General features: G+C 58.7%; 2 protein-coding genes and 1 pseudogene. All 3 read right to left on the bottom strand.

Annotated elements, in window-relative coordinates:
* Nucleotides 1-338, bottom strand: a pseudogene (locus Q7J58_RS12345) (50S ribosomal protein L3); the annotation flags it as partial.
* 226 nt (nt 339-564) lie between these two features.
* Nucleotides 565-879 carry a 30S ribosomal protein S10 gene (gene rpsJ / locus Q7J58_RS12350; protein WP_304828262.1) on the bottom strand — a complete coding sequence of 105 codons (315 nt, stop codon included), beginning with the start codon at nt 877-879 and terminating at the stop codon, nt 565-567.
* 9 nt (nt 880-888) lie between these two features.
* Nucleotides 889-1,486 (bottom strand): EF-Tu/IF-2/RF-3 family GTPase (locus tag Q7J58_RS12355; protein ID WP_304828265.1); only part of this gene is annotated, 598 nt, incomplete at its 5' end.

A 1,486-nucleotide genomic window follows, 5' to 3' on the forward strand; every position in this document is an offset into this window, starting at 1 on the left:
TGGCCAGCCGCAAAAATCGCGGTAGCGACCACCACGGCACCGGGCTGGTACTGGGCAGCGACGTCGGAGGCGACGCGGAATTCCTGGATGATCTCACCCGCTTCAACACCGGCCTTGGCCAGGTGGCCCGCTTCGGGCTTGGTCACGCGTGAGGCACGGCGGGCACCAAAGGTGACCTGCAATGCATCGTAGCCATCGTTGGCTTGAGTTTTGACTTGCGTCACACGGTTGTTGGACACGTCGACCACCGTGACAGGAACTGAATCCCCATCATCGGTGAACAGGCGCATCATGCCCACCTTGCGACCCAACAACCCGAGGGAGTTGCTAAGACTCATTGTTTTCTCCGTTCCCGACTTCAATTGGCCGGGGCTGATGATGCGTCGACACCTCTGACGAGACGCCGACACGTTTTAAGAAATACGGCAGCTGCAAAATTGACAGGCCGTATCGGCAAAGCCGAACCTCTCGAACAAAAGTTCGAAAAGCCCGCCAGTATAACCAGCGGGCTTTATTTCTGCAAGCCCGGCAGCATCGAAATGCCGCCGGGCTCACAAAAGCTGCTTATTGCAACTTGATTTCGACGTCGACGCCAGCGGGCAGGTCGAGTTTCATCAGGGCGTCCACCGTTTTGTCGGTGGGGTCCACGATGTCCATCAGACGCTGGTGCGTGCGGATTTCGAGCTGGTCGCGGCTGGTCTTGTTGACGTGCGGTGAGCGCAGGATGTCAAAACGCTTCATGCGGGTCGGCAGGGGCACGGGACCCTTGACGATCGCGCCGGTGCGCTTGGCGGTGTCAACGATTTCAGCAGCGGAGCTGTCGATCAGTTTGTAATCAAACGCCTTCAGACGGATGCGGATTTTTTGCTTGGAAGACATGTGTGCTCCTTAAGCAATGATCTTGGCAACCACACCGGCGCCGACGGTACGACCACCTTCGCGGATGGCGAAGCGCAGGCCTTCTTCCATGGCGATGGGGTTGATCAGCTTGACGGTGATCGACACGTTGTCGCCTGGCATGACCATTTCCTTGCCTTCTGGCAACTCAATGGCACCGGTCACATCGGTCGTGCGGAAGTAGAACTGGGGACGGTAGTTGTTGAAGAACGGCGTGTGACGGCCACCCTCGTCTTTGGACAAGACATAGATCTCGCCGGTGAAGTGGGTGTGGGGCTTGATCGTGCCGGGCTTGCACAGCACCTGGCCACGCTGCACGTCTTCGCGCTTGGTTCCGCGCAACAGGATACCGACGTTGTCGCCTGCTTGACCCTGATCCAGCAGCTTGCGGAACATTTCCACGCCGGTGCAGGTGGTCTTCTGGGTGTCAGCGATACCGACGATTTCGATTTCTTCACCGACCTTGACGATGCCGCGTTCGATACGGCCGGTCACGACGGTGCCGCGGCCGGAGATGGTGAAGACATCGCCAACGGGCATCAGAAAGGGCTTGTCCAGATCGCGGAGCGGCTGGGGACTATAGGTGTCC

Source organism: Hydrogenophaga sp. (assembly GCF_030656115.1).
Lineage (GTDB): Bacteria > Pseudomonadota > Gammaproteobacteria > Burkholderiales > Burkholderiaceae_C > Hydrogenophaga.

Coding starts and splice junctions, on each gene's coding strand:
- rpsJ (WP_304828262.1), bottom strand. CDS start 879: ATGTCTTCCAAGCAAAAAATCCGCATCCGTCTGAAGGCGTTTGATTAC.